The following is an 18,462-nucleotide window of genomic DNA, read 5'->3' on the forward strand; positions in this document are numbered from 1 at the left end:
TGTAGACTTAATACTCTAGCCGCCGATTAATACGTCACAGTTAAGTTACTGACTTAACCCGCTAACGATTAACTGGCAGTTTCTTAAAACAGAACGGCTAACGAATAACAACGAGACCTCGACCTGCACGCATTAAGGAGACATGATGTTACCAGCACCGCGTTTTACCGCTTTTAATCCTCCTCGCCGTATTTTAATGGGCCCAGGCCCGTCGGATGTTTATCCTGAAGTGCTTGCGGCGCAGTCCAGACCGACAATTGGCCACTTAGATCCGCTATTTGTGGGCATGATGGATGAGCTTAAGAGCCTGATCCAATATGCTTTCCAAACTAAAAACGAAATGACCATGGCGGTCTCTGCGCCGGGCAGTGCGGGCATGGAAACCTGTTTCGTTAACTTAGTCGAGCCGGGTGAGAAGGTGATTGTCTGTCGTAACGGTGTGTTTGGTGAGCGTATGCGCCAAAACGTCGAGCGTGTGGGCGCCATTGCAGTGCTGGTGGACAATGAGTGGGGTGCCCCTGTCGACCCTGCTGCGGTTGAAGTGGCGCTGAAAGCCAATCCCGATGCCAAATTTTTAGCCTTTGTGCACGCAGAAACCTCTACTGGTGCTTTGTCCGATGCCAAAACCTTGTGTGCATTAGCCAAACAATACGGCTGCTTATCAATCGTCGATGCCGTGACTTCCCTTGGTGGCGTCGAGTTAAGAGTCGATGAATGGGGCATTGATGCTATTTATTCTGGCAGTCAAAAGTGCCTTTCCTGTGTACCGGGTTTATCACCTGTGTCTTTCTCGCCTGCTGCCGTCGAAAAACTCAAGAATCGTAAAACCCCAGTGCAAAGTTGGTTCCTCGATCAAAGTCTAGTGATGGCCTATTGGACCAGCGCGGGCGGCAAGCGCAGTTATCATCACACTGCGCCAGTGAACGCGCTTTATGCACTGCATGAATCCCTACGTATTTTGGCGGCCGAAGGCTTAGAGAATGCGTGGCAACGCCATCACGAAATGCATTTAGTGCTGCGTGCTGGGCTGGAAAAGTTAGGGCTTAATTTTGTGGTTGCCGAAGATTATCGCCTACCGCAGCTGAATACGGTTTATATCCCCGCTGGTGTCGATGATGCCGCAGTGCGGACTCGTTTACTGAAGGATTACAACCTCGAAATCGGTGCAGGCCTTGGCGCCCTTGCGGGTAAAGCATGGCGCATCGGTCTGATGGGCTTTGGTGCCCGCCGTGAGAATGTTTCTTTATGCCTCAAGGCATTAGAAGAAGTGTTGAACTAATATGCCAAGATTACGCCTTGCCCTTTGCGGCCTAATGATCGCTTTACTCAGTGCCTGCTCGGTGAACAATACCAGCAATGCGTCCTGCGATTTTGTGCGCGGAACCAACAATAATCAAAGTATGCGTGAGGCGAGCGGCCACGATACGGGCAGCGCCGATGAGCGACAAAAAGATGTCAGTATTGGCTTCTTAAGTGTCATCTTCGGCGGCATCAGCCGAGCACTTTCTTCCGATAAGTCATCGGATGGAAAATGCGTGTAACGCTGTGAGTGTTAGTTGTCTTTGAAATATTGAAAATCCCCGCAATGCGGGGATTTTTACTTTTCTGCTGGTTGCACTTAGTTGATATTTTCTGAAATCACCCAGAATAATGTTCAATGGGCTCTAGAGGATTTTCGGTTTTAAAGTTGTATTTTATTAAACACATTTGCGGCCTTACGGCCGAGAAAGTCGTGGGGCTTCACCCCACACCCGACCAAGAGGGGATCAACAGCAATCCCCTCTTGGATCTCCCTTGCCGTCCCTAGCGAAGTTACATGCATTAGATACTGGCCTTGGTCTTATGGATAAATGGCTATCGCTTCCGAAGGCAACGTCCCTGTACCTACGGAAGCTAGCCGGACATCCATGTCCGGACTCACGCAATTTATTCCAACGCCCCGCGGCAACTTCGCAGGGAAATCGTATCCTGCGGCATTCGTGGTCAAATTAGGTAAAAACTACCGGATACCAACAATGTGGATTTATCGGCTTGCTAAAGTATTCTTACGAACTAATTCCGAAACTTCACTAATAACGTTCCTTGAGCGACTTTCCCCATCTAAAATACCGGTCAACATGTCCGCTTTAAAACACAAGGTATCAGCATCAGTGAAAGACTTTGACCTTTTGGGTCTCTTCTTATTAAGTTCAATTGCCTTTTTAAAACTAGCACTTCTTTGGTAGCTATTTAGCATCTTCTTAATAATTGGCATCGCTAGACGAGAAGGTTTCATAAGATAAGCAGCATCCCCGTGAATATAGGGATAAAGAGAATCTACACCACCGCTACGCTCAACAAACTCATTTACTAAGCCTTTAGCACCAATAATTTCTGGGGGTGTCATTACAAAAACTTCTTCTCTTAAAAATGCCAAATCAATCGAAGTCTCTTCAGCAGACTGTTGAGCCCATAAGACTGAATTGCACCACTGTGTATATTCAAGTAATGGCTCAAAACTATTGTATGGAGGAATAAATCGACTATTGGCAATATCAGCCCCTATTCCAGTCGATTTGAATTCACTGACTTCATTATTAAAGTCAGTATCGTTAGGCTGACAACCCGTTAACAACAAAAGCAAAATAACCCCAGCGCTTCTCATAATCATTTCCCTATAATGACACACTGCCATGTCCTCTAATGTTAACTATATTAGTTGTTCTATTATGTTAGAAAAAACAAAGAACAGGCATACATTTATCTAATAACATTGTATCGAATCGCATATTTCAAAAAATATGCCTATTGAGATGTTACTTAGATCTTGGCATTGGACCTCGGGTAGTTCTGGCGAACAGAATGCACGGAAGTTAACGGGATTAAGCACTGGCATGTAAGTGACCGTTCGTGACAGGGATGTCACGGTCGAGCTCACAGGGATGTGCTTGCTGCGTGTCACTGGAATGACAGTGCTTAGTCACTTCTCACGTCACATAGTCTAATGGTCATATCTTTTGACGCATTCTTAGTTGAGTCATGTTGAATAATCAGGGATGAAGCCCCACGATTTTGATTTAGAAGAACAAACGAAGTTTGTAAGCTTAGGCCCCTCTTTTGATAGTTGACATATAATGTCATCCCGCTATGATGCCGATACCACAGGTTATACAAACAAAGATCTTATAAATGAAAAAGTTATTAATTATGTTTGCGATGATTTTTGCGGTTAGCTTGGTTGCTAGTCCAGTCGCAGAAGCAAAAAAATTCGGCGGTAGTAAATCTATTGGCAAGAGTCACCAAACGGCTCCGGCTCAACCAGCGGCGGCCAATACACCGACTACGGCACCAGCGGGAGCGCCGGGCAAGAAAGGTATGATGGGCGGCATGTTAGGCGGTTTATTAGCAGGTGGCTTATTGGCTGCGCTGTTTATGGGCGGTGGTTTTGAAAATATTCAAATTATGGATATTTTGATAATCGGTTTGCTGGCATTCGTACTATTCAAAATCGTCCGTACTGTGATGGCCTCAAAAGCGGGGACGCAGCAAAGACCAGCCTACGCGGGTGCTGGCCAACCCAATCCGAATATGCAGCGCCAACAGACTGAACAAACAGGTTTTGCCACCAATGCAAACAGCGGCAGCAATGGTTTTGGCCAAGCGACAAGCGCAGTTCCCTTCGATTTGCCTGCCGGTTTTGATTTACCCAGCTTTTTGGAAGGTGCTCGTAGTCACTACAAAACCTTGCAATTGGCGTGGAATGAAAACGACTTAAGCAAAATCCAAGAGTATGTTTCTATTGATCTTTACAATGAACTCAGCAACCAACGTCGCGAGTTAGTTGGCGATCAGCACACTGAAGTGATGTTTTTGGATGCAGAACTTGTCCGCGCCACACACAATGCAAATCTTGCGGAAGTGAGCGTTAAATTTACTGGCCGCTATCGTGATACCGTTGAAGGCGTAGAAGAGGACATTAAGGAAATCTGGCATTTAGAGCGTAACGTAACGCAAGCCAATTCACCTTGGTTGATCGTTGGTATCGAACAGTAATCTGCCCATCTTCAAAAGCAGCCTTAATCTGTTAATTGCTAAATAAAAAATCCCCGCACTCAGCGGGGATTTTGCTTTTTAAAGGGTTACACAAATTGCCTGATAGCGATCGCGATGATCAGGACTGGGCACACATACTTCACGTATCTTGGCCAAATGCGCCAGAAGAGTCCTGTGGTATCGACACCCTCTTGTCCACGAATCGCCTTGAGTAATTGTGTTTGGCGCCAAATCCAACCTAAGTAAATCGCGATACCAAGGGCGACCAGCGGCTGGGCGATTTGGGTGGTGAGCATAATAGTGAAGCTAAATAACGTCTCAAAAAATACCGCCAGCAATAGAGATAATGAGGTCAGTAATAGGCCGATGATCAAGGTGGCGCGCTGGCGACTGAGCACGAATTTTTGCATCACATAACTAGTCGGGACTTCGGCGATGGAAATGGCTGAAGTCAGGCCGGCGATGATCAGCAGAATAAAGAACACCACGCTGATGATGAGGTTGGCGGTGTCTCCTAAGGTCGAAAATAACGCGGGTAAAACAGTAAACACCAGCGCATCTGAATCGAGTAATTTGCCCTCGGCGTTAAAAATCTCCACGCCATTGTGCTGGGCCACATACATGGCTGGGATGATTAAAAAGGCGGCGAGAAAGGCGATGCCGCTATCGGTAAAGGCAACCCAGACGGTCAGCTTGGCGATATTCTCTTTTTGGCTCAAATAGCTGCCATAAACCATCATGGCACCTGTGCCTATGGTGAGGGAGAAGAAGGTTTGTCCGAGCGCGCTGATCAAGGTATCTGGCGCCAGTGCCTTAGCAAAGTTAGGCGTTAATAGTGCGGTAATGCCTTCGCTCGCACCATTAAGGGTGAAAATATACGCCACGCCCGCGATCAGCATGATCAACAATAACGGCATCAAGCGTTTCGACCATTTTTCTATGCCTTCTTGCACGCCTTGCAGCAATACTAGAAACACGAGTGTGCTGAAGATCAGCGTGAACACGAGATTGCGCGACAGCGAGAAATCCACTAACCAAGCGGCGGTATCGTTCGAACCAAAGGCTGTGGCAATCGGGGCGATGGCGTAGCTGACAAACCAGCCAGAAAGAATGCTGTAGAAGGTATAAATCAATCCCGCGGTGACGATGGAAATCAAACCTATCGCCTTGCCTAAATTGCGAGTTAGGGTGTTGAAGCCGAGTTTGCCCATGGCATCGGCGGGGTTGGTTTGTCCGTGGCGACCTATCATGAGTTCAGCCATGAGCATGGGAATGCCTAGGATAAAAATCAGTACTAGGTAAACCAGTAAAAAGGCACCGCCGCCATGGGTGGCCGCTTGGGTAGGGAATCCCCAGATGTTACCTACACCAACGGCGCTACCGGCTGCCGCCATGATAAAACCTAAGCGTGAGCTGAAGTGGTTAGTCGAACTTGTATTGGCCGATTGCATTATGCCTCCCGTAAAAAGAAGGCGTATCTTAGGCGGATAAATAAGAAGTTCAACGCAATTTTAGTGCGTTATAATGATGTTAATCGGCAATTTATATTCCAAATTTACTGATATTTTGGTGTTGTGTTTCGCCAGAAGACTTTATGCGAGACTATATTGCGAGTAGCGATGACTCGCGGCCTCACTTTAGCGAATAATTGCGATGATAAAAATGCAATGAATTGTGATCTTATGGTCAAAAAATACCGTATGGCAGAAGCTTAGTGGGTATTTTGATGCTATGACTTTACTTAAGCCACAATTGTGACTGGATAAGTCTGAGTCATGTCGCAGCACTTTGTGTTTGAACGCCGTATCTTTTACATAGCCTATGGTTGAATGGTGATATGGCTTAAGGGAATGGCCGTGTGGTCCTTGACCTTTTTCAACACAAAGCTGGAATGCACACCTGCGATATGCACATTCGTCGTGAGTTTATCTAACAGGAAAGTGCGAAAGTGCGCCATATCTTGTACTAACACTTTAAGTTGGTAGTCGGCTTCAGAACCTGTGATCAGCGCGCATTCTTGGACTTCTTCGTAGGCCAGTACATTGGCTTCAAATTGATTGAGGATTGCTGGCGTGTGTTTTTCCATCCGCACATGGATATACGCAGTCAAATGCAGGTTGAATTTATCCGCCGACAGACGCGTTGCATAATCGGCAATATAACCCGCTTCTTCTAAGGCTTTAACACGGCGCGAGCAAGGGGACGGCGACAGGCCGACTTTATTGGCCAGTTCGAGGTTGGACAATCTGCCGTGGGTTTGCAGTAAACGCAAAATGGTTAAATCGAGTTGATCGAGTTTGTATGGGGGAGTTTCTGTCATCGAAAGCTTAGGGTTGGCTGGGTCTGCCCCTAGTTTGCCAGTCTTAGCCAAGTTTGCCAAAAATCTTGAGTCAATCAGGATTTAAAAGTTGGGAGAGTGATCACCCTTACTGACTGTGGGTGAGGGGCGCGCTGTCTGGATCTCCCACCATTTACCGCTATAGTTATAATACTAATAAGAGTGAGACACTGTATGCGCTTGAGTTTGCTGTTAATCTGCCTATTAATCTTACCGACGTATGCATTTTCTGCCTCGATAACCATTGGTAGTGCGTTAAATCGCCCACCCTATATTATCGAAGATGCCGAATCGGGACTTGAGATTGATATTATTAAGGCTGCCTTTAAGGAAATGGGCCAGCCAGTTAACTTTAAATTTTACTCTCGTAAGCGCCAAGTCTTATATTTCAACAAAGACAGATTAGATGCCGTGATGACCATGAATCCCGCAAATGGTGTAGATGGCTATTGGTCTAATGATTATGTCGACTATACCAATGTGGCGATTAGCTTGGCTGCGCAACACCTTGAAATAAAAAGTATTGCCGATCTAAAAAACTACAGTATTGCGGCCTTTGAAAATGCTCGCCTATTGCTCGGTGCTGAATTTAATGCCGTAGCGCAACAGACGATTTATCGCGAAGTTGATACTCAATTAAGCCAGAATCGTATGTTGTACTTAGGTCGGATTAATACCGTGATTGCCGACCGTTATATCTTCACTCAATTGAATCGGTTTGTTGAACCCAATATCGACACCCAGCAAGCATTGAGCTATCACTTTATTTTCCCGCCGACATCCTATCGCATGGTATTCCACAACTCAGTGGCGCGGGATACTTTTAATCAAGGGCTGGCAAAAATTAAGGCCAATGGGATTTATCAGGCCTTAGTGGTCAAATACTTAGGCAGTGCTTAGCAAGGCCTAAGTATTTGAGTGGAAGGCTGAATCGAGATGATCAACTACAGAGGTTAGCGTTCTGGCTCGTTCACGAGCGCTTGTGTGAGTGGGCGTATTTTACTGACTAAGAACACGCTCAAGCTGCTGATGAAGGCGGCTAAAAAGGTTGAAAACAGCACATCTTGTGGCCAGTGCATCCCTAACAGCATGCGGCTTAATCCCATCAAAAATCCCCAACCTAATAATACCAATGCAACGCTAGGTAAGCCTGCGAGCAGCAGATAGTAACTGGCGGTGAGCACCAGTGTCACAGCAAAAATGGTATGCCCAGAAGGGAATGAGTAGCCAATTTCATCTTCCCAATGCTGGTGAATGCGCGAGTCGAGTCTCATCTCAGGTTCAGTCGTTTTTAAGCCATCTAGCGCAGTGGATATTGTCTCGGAGCGCCCCTGTTTATCCAATTGATAAAAGGCATCGAGTGAAAGCTGCTCGTTCGTAGGCAGTGCTTGCTTAGCCAAAAAGACCAGATTAGGTCTGGACTCTTTGAAATAGGATTTGAGCGTATGGCTCACACTTAAGCTGATGACTTGGCTGAGACTAATGGCTAAAAACAAACTCATAAAGAGGGCTTTAGGCATAAGACGATAGGCGATAGCCAGCACAAACAACACAGTGGCCACGCCATAGGGCGCTGTGCCCGTCATGGTAATCCAATATAAGGTTCGGGCTAAGTGAGAGTGCAGATCGATCAGTGGAAACAACTGATTTTGGGTCAGTAACAGTAAGCTTGGAATGCTTGCCAGCAATAACCAGGCTAAACCTAAACGGCGGAAAAGATAGGCGCTATGGGTCAAAATATAAGCCTCTTGATAAACGCCATAGGCTACAACGCGGCAATGGCTTTGCCAATAAAAAAATCCCGACAGCAAAAAGTGGCGCTGTCGGGGGTCTTCAAGGGTGGATCGGTTGGGCGCTGTTACGCCGTGTTCTTGGGTTGATGCCTTGTGACAAACATCAAAATCAGTAGGACAACTAACAGTAATCCTGTGCCCATCAGCAGGGCGTAATCTTCAAGTTGCAGTATCGAGTACAGCACGGCATATAAACTCACCAGCATAATGCCTACTATCGCACCGCGCTTGATGCTTGCAGTAGCACTGCCCACGTAGGCGGATACCGACAACACGGGAATACAGGCGGCAATTAAATAGGCATGCAAGAAGGCTAAATGCTCAGACAGCGACAGCAGTAGCAAATAGAACAAGGCCATGGCGCTGCCGACTAACACATATTGAATCGTGCTGAGGCTGGTTTTTTGCCCAAGCTCAAAAATGAACAACATGATAAAAGTCAGTACGATAAACAGCAGGCCGTATTTCACTGAGCGTTCAATCTTGCCGTAGTGAGTCACGGGCTCGAACAGAATCGCATTGGCCGATACTTCGGTCAGGCTCGATTGATTACTCTTAATGAACTCCTGAGGATAGTTACGGGTTAAGTGACTGATATTCCAGCTTGCCGTAAAGCCCTGCGCGTTAATATCACGCTCTGCGGGTAATAATCCCTTGAAGCTCGGGTGTGGCCAGTCGGCGTGAATGTTAATTAAGGTTTGCTCACCCAGTGGCAGGGCGCTGATGGACTGAGAACCGCGCAGTGTCATCGCAAAGTCCACGCTAAAGTCACTGGCTTCGGCGACTTGTACGCCTTGGTTGAAGCCCTTTTCTAGACCGCCGGTGCTGCCTAATCCGGTGCCCGACATCAGTGAGCCTGAAAGCGTGACCGCATCACCCGTTAATTCAAGTTTATCCACTTTATCAATGGCTTGATTTGATGAAACACCAAAGGCGAGGCGCGCATTTTTATTGTCAAAGGCAATGAGGTTAGGGATTTCATAATGACTTAAACTGAAATCTGCCTTGCCTTGCAAAGTAGCGTTGTAGACTAAGGATTGATAAATCCCGCGAGTACGAAAGTCATGCTTAAGATCTAAATCGAGCTTGAGTTTTTTTGGCAGTATGACCAATTCATCTTGATAGGTACGCTTCACTTGATGGCGATTTTTGCCATCGGCGCTGACTTCTTCCTGCATCACAAAATAGCTATAGGGAATCACAAGCACAGGCCCAGAGAGGGTTTGCTGCTCGCCCCATGAACGGCCAATTTCATCGACAACACTGTGGTACAAGGCTTCGCGATCTGAGGTCATATCCATGATGATCCCTAATGGGATCATAGCTAAGATCGACAGTATGCCTATGGTTAACGCTTTCAATAGGGTGGTGTTTTTGGCGAGTGGTGTCCCTTTGCTGTGTGAGGACTGTGCCTGTGGCGATTCCATGTCTATTCCTTGATCTCGATTGAATTTTTTTAGCAGTGCGCGTACGACTAAGTAGGCTGCACCACCAAATAATGCCAAAGTGAATAGGGCGATGACGCCCACGATAATGTTGAACATGTGATTTCATTCCCTATGAAATACAGTACTGAGCCTTAAGTTTTTATGCCATGTTTCGCCAAGAAGGCTAAGCATTAACGGCAAGTATTAAAACAGATTTCCCCACAAGAGTTGCGGGCAAGTTGCTGATCAATAGTGGCAAAATTATGGCAGTGGCTGTTAATTAAAATATTAAGCGATACATGAGTTACTCAAAAGCATGGCGCTTTAGCCAAACTTGGGGTGTTTTGACTCATAGTCATCTTCTTTTCGAATATGCTGAAGCAGTGCTTCGAAGCTTTGCTTAAAGACGTCAAGTTCGGCGGAATAGACTATGGCATGGTGGGAAAACCAGTGGTGTTTTTCACGCTCACGGTTACTGTAATCGGGCCAAATACGCAGCTCATACTCATCACCTATGACGACAATGACATAGGCGATGGCGCCATTGCTAAAGATGATGCATTGGGGCAGATAAACCAGCTCTTCGCCTTTGAATAACTCATACTCTATCGCTTCGGTGCGCCAGCTCACTATCGGTAGCGGCGCTTTGATAGAGCAACCAATCGACTGATGTTGATTGAACAGTACGGCGTTAATGTCATCCATTGAAAAGGGCTGGTGATCGCCATTTTTAGCCGCAAGAGAATACAAGATATTCATCAAAAATGGCAGCTTAGCGCCATTGCCCGTTTTGCGGCCGCAGAGTTGTGCTTGGCGATAGTAGATATTCATCATCAATCCTTAATGAGGCGTCAGTACGTGGTTAGCGCGACCTTGAGTCGTGAAACTAACAGGCCTGTAAAGCGATAGCCGTTAAGTTATAAATGGCTTATGTTATCCGAAGAGCGCGCTGCGTGAGCTAGTTTGCGGTGTATTTTAGGGGCTCATTTGAAAGATACAAACTACATCAGCATTTTTTAGAATCTTAGTTTTGTCTGTTGGGCTTAGTGTTTGCAGGTTTTACCTTAGGAAACGAGATGTCTAATCCCTTTTCACCCCGCGAATGGCTGCAATTAACGATGCAGCAGCAAGGATTATTGCAGCCACAGACTTCGGTGGCTGAGACTATCTCGCGCCTCAGTTATGTGCAAATCGACTCGATTAATGTGGTTGAACGGGCGCATCACCATGTATTGCATAGCCGTATGCCTGGATACCAGCCGAAGATGCTTGATTCGGCTTTGGTTAAAGGTGAGATTTTTGAATATTGGTCCCATGCGGCGGCTTATTTACCGATTGCCGATTACCGGTTTAGTTTGCAACGTAAACAACAGTTGCAAAATGGCGGTAAGCATTGGTTTGAACCCGATGATAAAGTGATGCAGGAAGTGCGGGCGAGAATCCTTGCAGAAGGGCCGCTCAAGGCCAGTGATTTTGAACACAGTGAAGGTAAAAATGGTGCCTGGTGGGATTGGAAACCTGCGAAAAAAGCCCTAGAGCAGCTCTTTATGCGTGGTGAGTTGATGGTAGTGCGGCGGGAAAAATTCCAGAAGGTTTACGATCTCACTGCGCGGGTGTTACCCCAAGGTATTAATACTGAAGCACCAACAGAGGCTGAGTTTATCCGTTATCTGATTGATCGTTATCTCTATGCCCATGCCTTTGGTACTGCGGCGCAAATAGCTTATCTACGCAAAGGCTTAAAATCAGCAGTAGCCCAAGAGCTGGCAGAGATGCTGTCACAGGGGGGATTAGCGAGTTTAAGGCGGCGGGGCAAAGCTACTTTTACCACCCTGCATTACAGCTCCATGCGCCATTACCCAATAAAGTCTGGCTGCTAAATCCCTTCGATAATTTATTAATCCAACGGCAACGGCTAAAGCAATGGTTTGATTTTGATTATCAAATTGAAGTCTATGTGCCCGCCGAAAAGCGTCGGTATGGTTATTATTCTTTAGCGATTCTGTGGCGCGATACTTTTGTCGGCCGCGTGGATGTGAAAGCCGATCGCCAAACGGGCATCTTGTTATTGCAGCAATTGACCTTAGAAGCGGGCGTGATGGTGAATGGCCTAGATGAGGATTTCTGTGCTGCCTTTGATATCGCCGTCAGTGAATATGCCCGCTTTAACGGTTGCGATCGCTGGAAGTTAGTTAAAGCAAATCATAAAGGCCTTAAGCAGAAGTATGCTCGCCAACAAAAGTGTTAGTCATCAGTCGCTTTAATTGGAATGTCCATAAAGCGAAAGCAACCATAGAGTAAAATAAGATACAGCAGTGGCAAGGCTGCGGTGACTAAGGGTGACGAGGCTGTGCTATCGCTAGCGATGCGATAGCAGGGAATATATACGGCGGGATAAACTAAGCTGCCCCACAGAAAACACTGATTCATCAATCGAGTGATAAAAGCGGGTTTGATACTTGATTGACTGGCCAGTCCCATCAAACTGGCGAGGAGCACTCCGGGATAAGTGAGTAGCGGCAGGCCACCGAGCAGGAGTAATATCCAGCGTATTAGGCTCTCAAAAGTCGTCAATTCCACTGCGGTTTCCATCACGCTTATCGTCTTCCCTCTGTTGACGCTTTGCCTCAATCAATCACTCAGGTTTGCTGGTCTATTTTGCGGGTCTATATTGAGCTGCGATCCCGTTGCATCTTGAGCCAGAATCCCTGTTGGCAAAGGTTACTGAAGGATTTCTGCTGCGGTGAAATAACGATTCCGCTCGATGCTATCACCCGATAGTTTATCCAATAGTCTTCGCAAACACTGTCCGATGCCGCCTCAATCATGAGTTGATCTTGTTCGGTTTGCTGGCAGATCACCACGCCATTATCGAAGTGATACAGCGTTTCTATTTCATGAATAGTGAGGTCATCATCTTGATAGCTATGGCTTTTACTCGAATGGCTCAATATCGATACTAAGCTTGGATATCCATGAATTGCAAGAATATAGCTGGCGAGTTGCTGCATTATTTCCCCAAGTGACGCACTGCTCGAAGCGTTAAAAACAAAAAAGCACAGCTGCGCTTTCGCTCACCGTGCTTTATTCAATATGCGTAACGTAAGTTAGCCCGCAGCGTTGAGCTTTTTTTCTAACTCATTGACTTGAGCTTGCAGCGCTTCTAACTTTTCGCGGGTTTTCAGTAGCACATGTTGCTGCACATCAAATTCTTCACGGGAAACCATATCCAACTTGAGTAATTGATTTTGCAGAACTTGTTTGCTGCGCTCTTCAAATTCACCGGCAAATTGCTTCAGACCGCTGGGCAAACTTTCGCTCAGCTGTTTCGCCATTTCTTCGATTTTCTTTGGATTGATCATAATCTTGTCCGCCTCTTCACTGAATAGCTCGATTGTAACTCAGTGCGTTAGGTTTCAAAAGTAAAGCTAACGCGCAATGGCTTTAGTGAGTCGTTGTTGAGGCTTATATCACGGCCAAGCATGTCTATTGGGTTGAGTTCTGCTCAGCCCAAGCGGGGATTTGTTAGCCTTAAAACCGCCGATTCTGCTATGATCCCATCCCTTTCTGTCGACTTGTTTGGATATTGCGCAAAGATGAAACTCAATCCCGCCCAAAACGATGCTGTTCATTATGTTTCAGGCCCTTGCCTAGTATTGGCGGGTGCGGGCAGTGGTAAGACGCGCGTAATTATCAATAAAATCGCTTACTTGGTCGAAAAATGCGGCTATAAGGCGCGCAATATTGCGGCGGTGACCTTCACCAACAAGGCTGCCCGTGAGATGAAAGAGCGGGTCGCTCAGTCCATGGGACGCAAAGAGGCCAGAGGCCTGTGGATTTCAACCTTCCACACCTTAGGGCTTGAAATCATTAAACGTGAGCATAAGGTCTTAGGCTTAAAGCCGGGATTTTCGCTGTTTGATGATCAAGATACCTTGGCACTGCTCAAAGAGTTAACCCAAGACGAATTAGACGAAGATAAAGATTTACTCAAAGCGCTCGCCAGTACGATTTCAAACTGGAAGGGCGGTTTAGTTATTCCCGAGCATGCGCGTAAAATCGCTAAAGATGAGCAGCAGCATTTATTTGCCATGTTGTATCAGCGTTATGCCCAGCACATGAAAGCCTATAACGCCTTAGATTTTGACGATTTAATCCTGATGCCAACCTTATTGTTGCGGCATCATGAAGAAGTGCGTACCCGCTGGCAAACCAAGATCCAATACTTGCTGGTGGATGAATATCAAGATACCAATACCAGCCAATATGAAATGGTAAAGCTGTTAGTGGGTGATCGGGCGCGCTTTACCGTAGTGGGTGACGACGATCAGTCCATCTATTCATGGCGCGGTGCTAAACCACAAAACTTAGTGTTATTGGGTACGGATTTTCCGCAGCTTAAGTTAATTAAACTCGAGCAAAACTACCGTTCTAGCCAAAGGATCCTGCGGGCTGCCAACATTCTTATCGCGAACAATCCCCATGTTTACGATAAAGCGCTCTTTAGTGAGCTTGCCTATGGGGAGCCGCTGCGGGTGCTATTTGCCGCCAACGAGGAGCAAGAGGCAGAACGTGTGGTCGCGGAAATAGTGCGACACAAGTTTGTTGGCCGTACTCAGTTTGGCGACTATGCGATTCTGTATCGCGGCAACCATCAATCGCGGTTACTCGAGCGCGCGCTGATGACGAACCGTATTCCTTACAAATTGAGTGGTGGCACGTCATTCTTCGCCCGTGCTGAAATCAAAGACATCATGGGCTATCTAAAGCTGGTGGTGAATCCCGATGATGATAATGCTTTCCTGCGCATCGTTAACTTGCCTAAACGTGGCATAGGCCCATCGACTTTAGAGCGCTTAGGTAATTTCGCTAATGAGAAGCATATTTCTATGTTTGCGGCGATTTTTGAGCCTGAACTCAATCATCATTTGCCGCCGGCGGCCATGTCATCCCTGTATCAATTTGGTCGTTTCATTGTCGAGACCGGGGATCATGCAGAGCGTGGTGAACCTGTCGAGGCTGTGAAGCATTTGATCCGTAAGATCAATTATGAAGATTATCTATACGAAACCAGCACGAGTGCCAAAGCCGCTGAAATGCGGATGAAGAATATCTCTGAGCTATACCGTTGGGTAACTGAGATGCTCGCGGGTGATGAATTAGATGAGCCAATGACCTTGCCTGAGGTTGTGACTCGACTGACGCTCAGAGACATGATGGAGCGCAATAGTGAGGATGAAGGCGGCGATCAGGTGCAGTTGATGACCTTGCATGCTTCTAAGGGCTTAGAGTTCCCGTTTGTGTTTATGGTGGGAGTGGAGGAGCGGATCTTGCCCCATCAAACCAGCATAGATGAAGACAATGTCGATGAAGAGCGTCGCTTAGCCTACGTGGGTATCACTCGGGCTCAACGTGAACTGTGGTTTACCCTCTGCCGTGAAAGGCGTCAATTTGGTGAAACCATGCGTTGTGAGCCGAGCCGTTTCTTGCTTGAGTTACCTCAAGATGATGTGGTGTGGGAAAATCGTAAACCACAGCAAACTGAGCAGGAGCGGATGCAGACTGGGCGAGCCAACATTTCTAGCTTAAGGGATATGTTTAAAAAATAGCGAGTTGTTTCACTTAATGTTTTTTAAATTAATTACTTATATTTTATCTAGGCATATTCGAGCTGAACACATATCTGTGGTTGGGTGTCACTTAAGGTAAAAGTGTTGGCTAAAGCAGCCCCCTGACCCAGCTGATAACCCAGTTCACTGAAGATACGTTTTTGTTCAGGGCAATCAATGCCATCTACAAAGGTTTGCAGTTCTAAGGTTGATGCCGTTTTTTGATAAGCGGACATTAATTTAAGCTGCTGTTCAGCGTGTATCTGTTTAGTGAGATTGGCGTCGAGCTTTAAGCCTTTAATCGGCAAAAACAATAAGCTATTTAATGCACTATAGCCGCTACCGTAATGGCTGATACCGAGTTTTACCCCGAGTTTCTGCAACAATTCAAAGCCATTGATATGATTTTCAGTCTCCTGCACTAGGGCTTTTTCATTAAAGAATAACCACAAATGGCTCAGGTTTAACTGAGTTTGCTTGAGGGTGTTTTTCAAACTGCGCAGTACATGCTTATGCTTGAGATGTTGGCTCGAAAGCATCACATGTAATTCAATAGATTCATCATGTTGCTTGATAAGTTCAGCATAAGTGCGATCAATGATGCTGATCGTATATTTATCGAGTTCAACGGTAAGATGGGATTGTTCGGCAAGCGCACTGAGTTGTTCTTGTTGTAAAAGTCCACGTAGTGGGTGCTGCCAAAACAGGCGACTTTCTAATGCATGTACTTGACCAGTGTTAAAATCGACGACAGGTAAATAACTGAGTTCGATTTCGGCAAGGTGTAATGCCTGTCTAAATTCATTTTCTAACTCGACATCCTGTATAGCTTGATGTTGGGCGTTATCATCAAAAATAACATAGCAGCCCTTACCGTTGGCTTTCGCTTGATACATGGCTGTATCCGCGTTACGCAACATAGATTCACTGGTATCGACTTTATGTTTACCACTGATGGTGATACCGATACTGGCGCCAGAGTTAAATTCCATCGTGCCGAGTCGATAGGGCTGGGATATTTTTTGGATCACTCTTTCTGATACGTCCCTAGCGTCGTTGATGTTGTTAATACTATCGAGCAAGATCACGAACTCATCGCCCCCCAGGCGCGCTAACGTGTCGTTATCACGAATGCAGGACTTGAGGCGGCTTGCGGTCTCGATTAAGAATTTATCGCCTTCTAAGTGCCCCATAGTGTCGTTAATCTGTTTGAAGCGGTCGAGATCGATAAAGAGCAGGGCAAACTGTTCTAAGCTATGGCGACGGACGTGCTTAATGGCTTGAGATAAGCGTTCCATAAACATAGCGCGGTTAGGCAAGCCTGTGAGCGCATCATGTTTAGCGTCGTGAACTAACTTAGCTTCCATACTGCGGCGTTGTTGAATTTCTTTTTCAAGGTTTTGATTGAGTTCGGCTAACGCTTTAGTGCGGTCGATGACTTTTTCTTCTAACTCTTCATAACTGCGTTGCAAGGACTCTGCGGACAGTTTTTTCTCAATAGCAGAACCAATGTGTTGCGAGACAAATGTCAGTAATTCTAAGTCTTTGACTTGGTAATTTTGCGTCATGCTAAAACTGTAAATCGTCAAGGCACCACGTACTTGATCATGGATAAAGAGGGGGATGCCAATCCATTGATGCATAGTTTGAGTGTGGTTTAACGCTGGCGCTTGGGAATACAATTCGCCAGAGGCAATTAACGCATTGATACTATTTTGATCTAACAGTAGTGGGCGCTTATGTTTGAGTACATATTCGGTTAAGCCATCCTGTAGTGGCCGAGTTCCTGGATGCTTATTGGCTAATTGCGAGACATAAAAGGGGAACGTGAGATGAGTTTCTGTGTCATCCAAAAGCGCGATATAGCAATTGTTGGCGGGAATGAGGTGTCGAATGACATTATGCAATTGGGCATAAAAGTCTGGGTTGTCGGCACTGGAACTGGCTAGTTCGGCAATCTCAAACAGTGATTTTTGTAAGCGCTCAGCTCTGCGTCTTTCATAGACTTCTAGTTTTAATTTGTCGTAGGCTTGGCTGAGTTCTCTGGTTCTTTGCTGGATGGCTTGTTCTAATTGCTCCTGATGCTTGAGCCGTTCCATTACTCCTGAGATATGGTGACAAATGAAGGTCATTAACTCGAGTTCGATTTCACCATAACTGACATTCGTGTCGTATGTTTGCACGACTAATACGCCGGTCACTATGTCATCGTGTTTGATGGGCACGCCAAGCCATAAATGGCAGGGAGAACCTAAGTTAACGATTTCCTCTGCGGCAATCAGTTCATTGACTTTGTCATCATCACATAACAAAGCCTTACCAGTTCTGAGAACGTAGCCCGTTAATCCCTGCTGTAGTAATGTTGATAAGGATTGTTCAGGATAAAGCTCCGCAGGATGCGCATCTTTCTCATCGGCGAAAAAAGGGATAGCAAGCTCGCCAGTGCTGACATCGAGGGTTGAAATAAAAAAATTATCAGCGGGAATGAGTTGTTTTAGGTGGCTATGCACGCCGACATAGAATTCTTCGAGTGAAGAAGCATGGGTCGCAATATTGGAAATTTCGAGTAATGCGTTTTGAATGATCTCGGCATGCTTGTACTTATGCGCTAATTGTTTTAAGCGAATAATTTTTTTGCGTAAGCGTTCAGCTTCATTTATGCGAGGCTGGCCAGTTTCATCTTCATCCTTAAACATGATACTCACTAGTTAAATATAGGGTTGCTTTTACCAATCTCTATAATTAGCATGAAATACTGTAACATCCAAGTCATATTTTGGCTGCATTTTGCTTTAAAAGTCAGCTAATGTGATAAAACTTGAGCAGTCAGTAAAAAAAGTGCAAAACAGCTATAGACTCAAAGGGGATTTGACCCTAGTATATGCGGCGCTAACCAAGGCGAGCGCCCATAGCTCAGCTGGATAGAGCGCACCCCTCCGGAGGGTGAGGCCGAAGGTTCGAATCCTTTTGGGCGCACCAATTCCGAACAGAGTTGTGAGCTTTTAGGTTAGCAAAATAAGTGAAAGTCAGTGGTGATTGTAGCTCAGTTGGTAGAGTCCCGGATTGTGATTCCGGTTGTCGTGGGTTCGAGCCCCATCAGTCACCCCATTTCGTTTGCTTTGATATAAAGATTGATATTCTCGGTGATTAGCGCAGCCCGGTAGCGCATCTGGTTTGGGACCAGAGGGTCAGAGGTTCGAATCCTCTATCACCGACCAAATTCTTCGCATAGCTAGCGAACTTAATGTAAGTTAAGTAAATAG

Annotated in this window: 15 protein-coding genes, 3 tRNA genes and 1 pseudogene; 9 read left to right on the forward strand and 10 right to left on the reverse strand. The window is 46.1% G+C overall.

Annotation, left to right across the window (positions count from 1 at the left end; all coding sequences use genetic code 11):
• Nucleotides 1-145 precede the first annotated feature (145 nt).
• Nucleotides 146-1,279 (forward strand): pyridoxal-phosphate-dependent aminotransferase family protein, encoded by a 1,134-nt coding sequence (locus tag DYH48_RS23440; protein ID WP_115336047.1) that lies wholly within the window; start codon nt 146-148, stop codon nt 1,277-1,279.
• Between the two features lies 1 nt (nt 1,280).
• Complete coding sequence (locus DYH48_RS23445) at nt 1,281-1,541, forward strand: hypothetical protein (RefSeq protein ID WP_115336048.1); 261 nt, start codon at nt 1,281-1,283, stop codon at nt 1,539-1,541.
• A gap of 482 nt (nt 1,542-2,023) precedes the next feature.
• On the opposite strand, the gene DYH48_RS23450 is transcribed toward DYH48_RS23445, so the two are convergent.
• Nucleotides 2,024-2,644 (reverse strand): hypothetical protein, encoded by a 621-nt coding sequence (locus DYH48_RS23450; protein ID WP_256613133.1) that lies wholly within the window; start codon nt 2,642-2,644, stop codon nt 2,024-2,026.
• Between the two features lie 524 nt (nt 2,645-3,168).
• On the opposite strand from DYH48_RS23450, the gene DYH48_RS23455 reads away from it, so the two are divergent.
• Nucleotides 3,169-4,032: a Tim44 domain-containing protein gene (locus DYH48_RS23455; protein ID WP_115336049.1), complete on the forward strand. Its 864-nt coding sequence runs from the start codon at nt 3,169-3,171 to the stop codon at nt 4,030-4,032.
• Nucleotides 4,033-4,118: 86 nt separating this feature from the next.
• On the opposite strand, the gene DYH48_RS23460 is transcribed toward DYH48_RS23455, so the two are convergent.
• Both DYH48_RS23460 and DYH48_RS23465 read right to left on the reverse strand, forming a co-directional pair.
• A complete protein-coding gene (locus DYH48_RS23460) occupies nt 4,119-5,483 on the reverse strand; it encodes a sodium-dependent transporter (RefSeq protein ID WP_115336050.1) in 1,365 nt (454 codons plus the stop codon).
• Nucleotides 5,484-5,851: 368 nt separating this feature from the next.
• Entirely contained in the window at nt 5,852-6,352 is a 501-nt protein-coding gene (locus tag DYH48_RS23465; RefSeq protein ID WP_115336051.1) for an Lrp/AsnC family transcriptional regulator, read from the reverse strand.
• 192 nt (nt 6,353-6,544) lie between these two features.
• On the opposite strand from DYH48_RS23465, the gene DYH48_RS23470 reads away from it, so the two are divergent.
• Nucleotides 6,545-7,270 (forward strand): substrate-binding periplasmic protein, encoded by a 726-nt coding sequence (locus tag DYH48_RS23470; protein WP_115336052.1) that lies wholly within the window; start codon nt 6,545-6,547, stop codon nt 7,268-7,270.
• 53 nt (nt 7,271-7,323) lie between these two features.
• Here DYH48_RS23470 and DYH48_RS23475 read toward each other — a convergent pair whose 3' ends face one another.
• From DYH48_RS23475 to DYH48_RS23485, 3 genes are all read right to left on the reverse strand, one after another.
• A complete protein-coding gene (locus tag DYH48_RS23475; RefSeq protein WP_115336186.1) occupies nt 7,324-8,106 on the reverse strand; it encodes a phosphatase PAP2 family protein in 783 nt (260 codons plus the stop codon).
• Between the two features lie 122 nt (nt 8,107-8,228).
• Nucleotides 8,229-9,707, reverse strand: a complete 1,479-nt coding sequence (gene creD, locus DYH48_RS23480; RefSeq protein WP_006083446.1) for a cell envelope integrity protein CreD — start codon at nt 9,705-9,707, stop codon at nt 8,229-8,231.
• A gap of 207 nt (nt 9,708-9,914) precedes the next feature.
• Nucleotides 9,915-10,421, reverse strand: coding sequence for a hypothetical protein (locus tag DYH48_RS23485; protein WP_115336053.1), 507 nt, complete (start codon nt 10,419-10,421; stop codon nt 9,915-9,917).
• Nucleotides 10,422-10,666: 245 nt separating this feature from the next.
• On the opposite strand from DYH48_RS23485, the pseudogene DYH48_RS23490 reads away from it, so the two are divergent.
• A pseudogene (locus tag DYH48_RS23490) lies at nt 10,667-11,838 on the forward strand (winged helix-turn-helix domain-containing protein).
• Here DYH48_RS23490 and DYH48_RS23495 read toward each other — a convergent pair.
• From DYH48_RS23495 to ubiK, 3 genes are all read right to left on the reverse strand, one after another.
• Nucleotides 11,835-12,182, reverse strand: a complete 348-nt coding sequence (locus DYH48_RS23495; protein ID WP_115336054.1) for a hypothetical protein — start codon at nt 12,180-12,182, stop codon at nt 11,835-11,837. The pseudogene DYH48_RS23490 and the gene DYH48_RS23495 overlap by 4 nt on opposite strands.
• A 74-nt stretch (nt 12,183-12,256) precedes the next feature.
• Nucleotides 12,257-12,601 (reverse strand): hypothetical protein, encoded by a 345-nt coding sequence (locus tag DYH48_RS23500; RefSeq protein ID WP_115336055.1) that lies wholly within the window; start codon nt 12,599-12,601, stop codon nt 12,257-12,259.
• 96 nt (nt 12,602-12,697) lie between these two features.
• Nucleotides 12,698-12,952: a ubiquinone biosynthesis accessory factor UbiK gene (gene ubiK / locus DYH48_RS23505; RefSeq protein WP_006083441.1), complete on the reverse strand. Its 255-nt coding sequence runs from the start codon at nt 12,950-12,952 to the stop codon at nt 12,698-12,700.
• A gap of 234 nt (nt 12,953-13,186) precedes the next feature.
• Between ubiK and rep the strand changes: the two genes are divergently transcribed.
• Nucleotides 13,187-15,199, forward strand: a complete 2,013-nt coding sequence (gene rep / locus DYH48_RS23510) for a DNA helicase Rep (protein WP_115336056.1) — start codon at nt 13,187-13,189, stop codon at nt 15,197-15,199.
• 47 nt (nt 15,200-15,246) lie between these two features.
• Here the strand turns inward: rep and DYH48_RS23515 are convergent, their stop codons facing one another.
• Nucleotides 15,247-17,895, reverse strand: coding sequence for a sensor domain-containing phosphodiesterase (locus DYH48_RS23515; protein ID WP_115336057.1), 2,649 nt, complete (start codon nt 17,893-17,895; stop codon nt 15,247-15,249).
• A 206-nt stretch (nt 17,896-18,101) separates the two neighbouring features.
• Between DYH48_RS23515 and DYH48_RS23520 the strand changes: the two genes are divergently transcribed.
• The 3 genes from DYH48_RS23520 (at nt 18,102) to DYH48_RS23530 (ending at nt 18,417) form a co-directional block, all read left to right on the forward strand.
• Nucleotides 18,102-18,178: transfer RNA gene (locus DYH48_RS23520), tRNA-Arg, on the forward strand.
• Nucleotides 18,179-18,231: 53 nt separating this feature from the next.
• Nucleotides 18,232-18,307: transfer RNA gene (locus DYH48_RS23525), tRNA-His, on the forward strand.
• A gap of 33 nt (nt 18,308-18,340) precedes the next feature.
• A tRNA-Pro gene (locus DYH48_RS23530) sits at nt 18,341-18,417 on the forward strand.
• Nucleotides 18,418-18,462: the final 45 nt, after the last annotated feature.

The sequence above is a fragment of the Shewanella baltica genome (assembly GCF_900456975.1).
GTDB lineage: Bacteria > Pseudomonadota > Gammaproteobacteria > Enterobacterales > Shewanellaceae > Shewanella > Shewanella baltica.

Bases quoted from the DNA above. Each gene is read 5' to 3' on its own strand.
- DYH48_RS23440 (WP_115336047.1), top strand. From the start codon at position 146: ATGTTACCAGCACCGCGTTTTACCGCTTTTAATCCTCCTCGCCGTATT.
- DYH48_RS23445 (WP_115336048.1), top strand. From the start codon at position 1,281: ATGCCAAGATTACGCCTTGCCCTTTGCGGCCTAATGATCGCTTTACTC.
- DYH48_RS23450 (WP_256613133.1), bottom strand. From the start codon at position 2,644: ATGAGAAGCGCTGGGGTTATTTTGCTTTTGTTGTTAACGGGTTGTCAG.
- DYH48_RS23455 (WP_115336049.1), top strand. From the start codon at position 3,169: ATGAAAAAGTTATTAATTATGTTTGCGATGATTTTTGCGGTTAGCTTG.
- DYH48_RS23460 (WP_115336050.1), bottom strand. From the start codon at position 5,483: ATGCAATCGGCCAATACAAGTTCGACTAACCACTTCAGCTCACGCTTA.
- DYH48_RS23465 (WP_115336051.1), bottom strand. From the start codon at position 6,352: ATGACAGAAACTCCCCCATACAAACTCGATCAACTCGATTTAACCATT.
- DYH48_RS23470 (WP_115336052.1), top strand. From the start codon at position 6,545: ATGCGCTTGAGTTTGCTGTTAATCTGCCTATTAATCTTACCGACGTAT.
- creD (WP_006083446.1), bottom strand. From the start codon at position 9,707: ATGTTCAACATTATCGTGGGCGTCATCGCCCTATTCACTTTGGCATTA.
- DYH48_RS23485 (WP_115336053.1), bottom strand. From the start codon at position 10,421: ATGAATATCTACTATCGCCAAGCACAACTCTGCGGCCGCAAAACGGGC.
- DYH48_RS23495 (WP_115336054.1), bottom strand. From the start codon at position 12,182: ATGGAAACCGCAGTGGAATTGACGACTTTTGAGAGCCTAATACGCTGG.
- DYH48_RS23500 (WP_115336055.1), bottom strand. From the start codon at position 12,601: ATGCAGCAACTCGCCAGCTATATTCTTGCAATTCATGGATATCCAAGC.
- ubiK (WP_006083441.1), bottom strand. From the start codon at position 12,952: ATGATCAATCCAAAGAAAATCGAAGAAATGGCGAAACAGCTGAGCGAA.
- rep (WP_115336056.1), top strand. From the start codon at position 13,187: ATGAAACTCAATCCCGCCCAAAACGATGCTGTTCATTATGTTTCAGGC.
- DYH48_RS23515 (WP_115336057.1), bottom strand. From the start codon at position 17,895: ATGTTTAAGGATGAAGATGAAACTGGCCAGCCTCGCATAAATGAAGCT.